The sequence below is a fragment of the Myxococcus vastator genome (assembly GCF_010894475.1).
GTDB lineage: Bacteria > Myxococcota > Myxococcia > Myxococcales > Myxococcaceae > Myxococcus > Myxococcus vastator.
This window is the reverse complement of record NZ_JAAIYB010000456.1, coordinates 1-6,490: the sequence shown is the minus strand read 5'-3', so window position 1 is coordinate 6,490 and position 6,490 is coordinate 1. Positions and strand designations below refer to the sequence as shown.

The following is a 6,490-nucleotide window of genomic DNA, read 5'->3' as shown; positions in this document are numbered from 1 at the left end:
GGGGTGTTGCAGCCGGGGCGGCAGGTGCGGGCCGAACTCGACGGCGTCTGCCTCCGGGAGCGGCACCGGGGCGTGCTTCAGTGATGGGACGCCTGCCCAGCGCCGCACGATGTCCTGGGCCTGGACCCGCAGGGTGGTGGGGAGCTGGTTGATGGCGCTCCCGTGATTGCCGCCCGGAACGGTGAACACGAAGGAGTCCTGGGCGTTGCCGAGCGGGAACGCCGCCGCCGTCCACGGGTCCAGGTCGCCGTAGATGAACATCACCCGCTGGCCATGCGCCACGAGCCAGTCCGCGATGTCCTGCATGGCCTGGGGCCGGAACACGGCGGGCACGCCGGGCGTCGAGTACACCGGCGCGATGTTGGTGCCGGGGTACTGGATGAGGTCGCCCAGGTGCGCCTCGTAGGGCTTGGGCCAGCCCAGCTCCAGGCTCGCCTGGTAGTAGTAGGGGTAGTACGGAGTGATGCCGGAGCTGCCGTTGTCGGAGAACGTGGCGAGGCCCACCGCCCAGTCAATCATCTCCAGCAGGTGCTCACTCGACGCCGTGTCATCCGGGAACGCGTCGCAGTACTGGGGGACGGAGTACTGCCAGAAGGCGAAGTACGTCTCGATGACGGCGTGCTCCAGGGCCCGCTCGAAGCCGAGCTGGTTGTAGGTGAGGCCCCGGTTCGCGGCGTAGGTCCGGAGCAGCGTCACCATCTCCTCGCGGCGGTTCAGCACGGCGCGCTGGAAGGTGTGGAGTTGCTCGCGGCACCACGCCAGCTCCGGGCCTCCCACGGTGGCTTGGAAGTCGGGGAAGCGCGCATCTTCGCCGAGCACGAGCGGCGCCACATAGGCCACCGTCGCGTCCACGTCCTCGGGGTGGAACCGGCGGTAGAACACCATGGTCTCTCCGCCCTTGCTGACGCCCGTGGACACCCAGGAGGCGGAATAGATGGGCTTGAGGGCCTGGGCGACCCGGTGGAAGTCGTCCGCCGACTGCTTGATGGTGAGCTGGCTCCAGTCCGCGGGCTCCGGACGGCTGGGCAGGAAGAAGCGGTGCTCGATGGAGAGCTGGTTGGCGGCCAGCAACGTCGTCAGCTCGCGGCGGCCCGCGCTCGGGGACACGTAGTAGCCGCTCGTGTAGAAGACCACGGGCGCCGTGACGGAACGGTGCAGCAGGACCAATCGCTGCTTGAAGCGCTGGCACTCGGGGCGTGCGTGGTCAGCGGGCTGGTCGTACTCCATGACGAAGAAGCGGTGACCGGCGGGGACCGAGACGCCGTTGGGGTTCTCCGCGACGGCGAGGCCGGGAATGGCCCGCAGCCGGTCCAGGATGTCCGCGGTCGGGTCCTGGACGACGGTCGGGTCGCCCGGGTTCGAGACACCGCCATCCGGCGGTCCGAACGGGCACTCCGGTGGCTCCGTGCCCCCGTCTCCGCTGCCCCCGTCCGTCGGGTCCGAGCCCCCGTCCTCCTCACCCGTGCCCGCGTCGTCCGGCTCCGTGCCGGCATCGTCGGTGCCCGCGTCATCAGGCTCGGTGCCCGCGTCGTCAGGCTCGGTGCCAGCATCATCGGTGCCCGCGTCGTCAGGCTCCGTTCCAGCATCATCGGTGCCTGCGTCGTCCGGCTCCGTGCCGGCATCATCGGTGCCTGCGTCGTCCGGCTCCGTGCCGGCATCGTCGGTGCCCGCGTCATCAGTGCCCGCGTCGTCCGGGGAGGGCCCCGCGTCGTCCCTGCCAGCATCGGGTGTCGGGATGCCTGCGTCCTGGCTGGGCTCGGGCGTGTCGCCGCCACAGGCCGTCTGGGTCAGGGCCAGCAGCAGCGGGAGTAGAAGCAGGATGGAGTGTGACGACCTTCTTGAACGGAGCATGAACCCCTCTGTCGATGGACGCGGTGCCGTGGCTGCAATTGCCGCGAGACATTAGCGCATGGGGCTGCCATCGCCGTGCTTCGTCATGGTGCGGGTGCCAGTCTCCGCGTGCTGTTGGAGAATTCCATCGGAGCGCTGTCTGCCTTCACGCCGGGAGCGCTCGCGGCGTTGAGGTTCTGATTCCCTTGGGAGGGATTACTCCCGCCTGAGCAGGACCGTGACGGTGCCGGCGATGGCTTCGCGTGGCTTGCCCAGGGAGAGCCCCTGGAGCACCTTGTTGATGCACCGTGAGAGCGGGATGGGCTGGGGCGGGTGCATGCGTGCCCCGAGGACGACACCTTCGGGGGAGTAGACCAGGGCGTAGGTGTCCTGACGGCACGCGGCGTCCTCGCCGTTTCGCGCGTAGCAACTGTCGAGCGCGGACACGCGCCCTTCGATGGACTCGGCGACCCAGCCGTCACTGTACCCGCGGGGCGTGGCGGCGCCGTGCTCCGTCAGGCGGGGCAGCTCGACGACCTGGAGGCGGGCGAGCTCTTCGGCGGGCGTCATCCCGGAGGCCGTCAAGACGAGCCCTCCCGTCGCGGCGAGGCCCACCGCCAGCGCGCTGGCGACCATGAGGACGGTCTGCAGGCGGGAGCGCGGGCTCGGCGTGGCGGCGTGTTCCGCCGCGCCTTGGTGGTGCTGTGGGCCGGGAGTGTGTGGCGTGGCGGCGTGTTTCGCCGTGACAGGCGTTGAGGGCGCCGCTGCTTTGTTCGCGGGCTCCGGGGGAGCTGCGCTCGTGGCTTCGGGCCGAGGGGCCGCCACGGGAGCGGCGCGAATCCAGGGCTCGAGCGCCTGGGCCAGGCCATGGGAGTCCGTGTAGCGCGCGGCCGGGTCCTTCTGCAGCGTGCGCTCCACCACCAGGGAGAAGCCATCCGGCACGTCGGTGCGCACGCCGCTGAGCGGGGCGGGCACATTGTGGAGAACGGCGGAGAGCAGGGCCACGTTGTCCGCCACGTCGATGGGCCGCTGTCCCGTCACCATGTGATACAGGCAGGCGCCCAGCGAGTAGATGTCCGCGCGTCCGTCGACAGGGCGGCAGCGGATCTGCTCCGGGGCCATGTACGACGGCGTGCCGACCCAGGCGCCGGACTCCGTGCCCAGCGCGGTGGCGTCGTCTTCATGCATGAGCCGCGCGACGCCGAAGTCCAGCAGCTTCACCTGGAGGGCCTCGGTCCCCGTGTCGACCAGGAAGATGTTGTCGGGCTTGATGTCGCGGTGGATGACGCCGGCCTGATGCGCCGCCACCAGCGCGGTCGCCACCTGGTGGGCAATGGCCGCCGCGCGCTCCATGGGCAGGGGGCCTTCCTTCTTCATCAGCGACTTCAGCGTCTGGCCCTGCAGCAGCTCCATCACCAGGAAGGGCGGCTCATCCGGGGCGTCGTGGAAGTCCATCACCTCGACGATGTTCGGGTGCTTCAAGCCCGCGGTGGCCTGGGCCTCGCGGCGGAAGCGCGCGTGCACGGCCGGCTCGCCGAGGAGGTGCTGCCGGAGCACCTTGACGGCCACGGTGCGGCCTCCGTCGAGTTGCTCCGCCTCGTAGACGGTGCCCATCCCCCCCACGCCAATCCGCCGGAGCACTCGATACTTCTGCCCCAGCACTGTTTCGACCAAGGATGAGCGACTCATGACGCAACGTGTATACCCGAGCCTGATGAAGAACGTTGGCGTCGATCCTCCCGATGACGGATGCAGCCGCCGGTGAATTCGCGGAAGGCCCTTCGCTCAGCGACCTGCCGGGATTGTAATTGTTTCAGGAGTTTCTCGGAGCTGTTTCACCCGGGGTCATGGTGACCTCTCCCAGGTGGGACGGACCCATCCAGCCAGGGGCGCAGCATCTTCCCGACGACCTCCGCCGTGAGGCCCTGGAGTGGGCGCGCGTCGTCGTTGGCTTGCATCCACGGAGTCTGCTGGCGGTGCTCCTCGCCCCGTGAGGCTGAGGCCGTATTCCATGGGCGCGTTCTTCTCAGGGCGTGGGCTTTTTCGTTTTCTGAGACGGGATTCACGTGTGAATTCCCAGGCTTGGCGGTGTTCAAGCGTCGCGCGCGCCGTTCTTGAACTGCGCCGTTGACGTGAGGGCTCCCGCTCATTTCTATCGCCCCACGCACCTCGCAAGGGAGTCGCCGTGGCGGGACAGACTGTTGAATTGACCCAGGAGAACTTCGAGCGCATCACCCAGGAGGCGGGGGTGTGCGTGGTGGATTTCTGGGCGGAGTGGTGTGGCCCCTGCCGCGGCTTCGCGCCGACCTTCGAGGCCGCCGCGAAGGAGTTCCCGAACATCACCTTCGGCAAGCTCGATACGGAGGCGCAGGAAGAGGTCTCCGGCCGGCTGGAGATTCGCTCCATTCCCACGCTGGTGGCCTTCAAGGATGGCGTCGAGGTCCGGCGCGCGTCGGGCGCGATGTCGGCCTCGGCGTTCGCGACCTGGCTGAGCAAGCTGGACTCCGTGGACCTGGCCGTCGAGCAGCAGCGGGCGGCGAACCGCAAGCTGACGGAGGAGGGGACGCCGCCGCCTGGCATCCCGCCCCACGCGGAATGGGACGCAGGCGACGAGGAGTGGTGCTTCGGCGACACCGACGAAGAGGGTGAGAAGCACGGACCCTGGAAGTACTGGCGCGCCGACGGAACCCTCTGCAACGAGTGCAGCTTCGTCCATGGCAAGCCCCACGGGCCCTTCAAGCGCTTTCATGAGAGCGGAGAGGTGTCCCAGGACGGCGCCTTCGAGCAGGGCGACCTGCACGGCCCGCGCACCTGGTACGCGTCCGACCAGTTCACGACCGAGCGGATGCACGAGAATGGCGTCAGCGAGAAGGTCCGCCGCACGGTGATGGTCTACGCGCACGGCCGCGTGACGCAGGTGCTGCACTACAACGGCGACGGTGAGCGCGTGGTGCCCTCCACCGGCGTGCCGTACCCCACGCGGCCCGCGAACCTCCCGGAGAAGGCCGAGTACCGCGAGGACCAGGACCAGTGGGCATCCGTGTCGCTCAACGCGAAGGCCGAGCGGCACGGGCTGTGCCGGTTCTGGGACCGGGAGGGACAGCTCCTCTGGGAGGGCGAGTTCCGCGAGGGCAGCCGACACGGGCGCTACCACTCCCGTGCCGTGGATGAGTACGCGGACGCTCGGGTGCGGTTCGACGAAGGGGAGATGGAGGACGACTTCGCGTGCGGCACGTGGAAGCTGCTGGATGCGGAGGGCAACGCCGTCGTCACCCGGGACCTGGGTGTCGTCCAGGACCATGAGTCGCTGGACGCCTCGGAGGTGTGCTCGAATCTGCCGAGGAGCGCCGCCGAATGGCGTGCGTTCGCCGAGCAGGCTCGGGCGGACCGGCGTTACCGGGAGGCGCTGCTGGGCATGGCGCGGGCGTGCGCCATGTCGCTGGATGCGGACCCGCTGAAGGCGTGGCTGGAGGCGCTCACCCTGCCTCGCACGGAGGCGAGTGCTCGCGAGCATGCCGAAGGCGTGATGAACAGCGCCGGGGATGAGCGGGCGGCGCTGGCGGATGCGTTGATGCGTGGCGCGGAGGCCGCGACGCTGCTTCGGGGCTTCGCGGTGCTCCACGACCAGCAGGACCGGCCCCGGGCGGCGTTGGATTTCATCCTGGCCGCGATGCTGCTCGCGCCGGAGCGCTCGGCGTACCTCTTCACCCGGAGCCTCATCCTGGCGAACCTGGGGTTGGGCGAGCAGATGCAGAAGGACGCGGAGGCGCTGGCGCCGTCGGAGCCAGATTCGTGGAAGTTCCTCTCGGCCTATCGGCGGGTGCTGTTCCCTCGCTTCGAGTTCTGGCCGGGGCGTGAACCGGCGCACTGCACGTTCGATGAGGTCCCCGACGGGCCCACGAAGGACCTGGACGCGGTGCAGGCGGTGGTCCGCAAGTACGCCACGCGGCTCCAGTTGCTGCGCGCGGAGATTCTCTCCCGCTTCAAGCCTGGCGCGGACGTGCCCTGGCTGCCGCCCGATGTGTCGGCCCTGCTGCCGGACGGGCCCGTCGAGCTGGAGCAGACGGAGGTCGAGGATGCGGAAGGTGACTCGGTGGATGTCGACGAGACGCTGGCCTTGAAGGGGCTGGGGCTTCCGGCCTTGTCCCGGGCGGTCCGTGGGGACTGGAGCGCGCTGACCTGGCTCTTGTGGGCGTGCGGGGAGGATGCGCTTCGGATGCCGGATGCGCTGACGCCTCCGGCGGACTTCGGTCACGCGGCGGGGCAGGCCACGCAGCGGCTGTGGCAGTGCCGCAACCGGCGGACCCGTGGTCGCATCGACCCGGACCTGCCAACGTTTGATTTCGAAGGAGTTGCCCTCCAGGAACTGCATCCCAATCTGGCGGGGATTGCCGAAGAGCAGTACGCGGAGACGCAGGCGATGTTCTTCTGGCTGACCGACGCGAACCATGTGTCGCCGTGGCAGAACAATCTGAGGGGGTAGTCATGAAGCGGATTCGTCAGACGATTGAAGTCGCCGAGCCCCTGTGGCGGGCGCTGGAGTTGATGAGCCGCGACATGGGCGTGGACCGGGATGCGCTGGTGGCGCAGGCCCTGTTCCAGCTCGCGCGCCAGAACGGCTACGTGTCCCCCACCGTGGTGTCGCTGGGCGGGGAGGCGC

At 69.2% G+C, this 6,490-nt stretch carries 3 protein-coding genes; 1 reads left to right on the top strand and 2 read right to left on the bottom strand.

Features of this window, described 5'->3' with window-relative positions; all coding sequences use genetic code 11:
- Together G4D87_RS31230 and G4D87_RS31225 are read right to left on the bottom strand one after the other, a co-directional pair.
- On the bottom strand, positions 1–1,851 hold a 1,851-nt coding region (locus G4D87_RS31230; RefSeq protein ID WP_163786348.1), incomplete at its 3' end, for a S28 family serine protease.
- Positions 1,852–2,046: 195 nt separating this feature from the next.
- A complete protein-coding gene (locus tag G4D87_RS31225; protein ID WP_163786347.1) occupies positions 2,047–3,519 on the bottom strand; it encodes a serine/threonine protein kinase in 1,473 nt (490 codons plus the stop codon).
- A gap of 496 nt (positions 3,520–4,015) precedes the next feature.
- On the opposite strand from G4D87_RS31225, the gene trxA reads away from it, so the two are divergent.
- Positions 4,016–6,313: a thioredoxin gene (trxA, locus tag G4D87_RS31220; protein ID WP_163786346.1), complete on the top strand. Its 2,298-nt coding sequence runs from the start codon at positions 4,016–4,018 to the stop codon at positions 6,311–6,313.
- Positions 6,314–6,490 lie beyond the last annotated feature (177 nt).